The sequence below is a fragment of the Streptomyces sp. NRRL F-2664 genome (assembly GCF_000719345.1).
Classification (GTDB): Bacteria; Actinomycetota; Actinomycetes; order Streptomycetales; family Streptomycetaceae; genus Streptomyces.
In genome coordinates this window covers 1-296 of sequence record NZ_JOFX01000495.1, presented here as the reverse complement: position 1 = coordinate 296, position 296 = coordinate 1, and the positions used below count along the sequence as shown (strand labels likewise).

Sequence of the window (296 nt, the reverse complement as noted above, 5' to 3'; positions counted from 1 at the left end):
GGCGGCAAGCCTGCCCGCACTGTCCGCAGTCCGGGTCACGGTGTGCGCGATGCTGCGCCGGTCCTTGCCGGGGGTGTTGACCGTCTCCTGCAGCACCTTCCCGTCCCGGCCGGTCACCTTCTGCGACAGCACCAGCCCGGTAGAACCGTTCTCGGTGTCGTAGGCGGTCTCCGTGACCGTACCGGTCTCATCGGTGGTCTTCACCGGTCGGCCGTAGGTGTCGTAGGCGGCGGCAGTCACGGTCTCCCGTTTCTGGCCGGCGCTGTTGTGGACGGTGCTGGCCTCGCGGACGGGCA

The 296-nt window shown here is 69.3% G+C and carries 1 protein-coding gene; it reads right to left on the bottom strand.

The genetic code is table 11. The features are described 5' to 3' along the window. Positions 1–296: hypothetical protein (locus tag IF89_RS40065; protein ID WP_043195114.1), on the bottom strand; the 296-nt coding region annotated here is incomplete at both ends.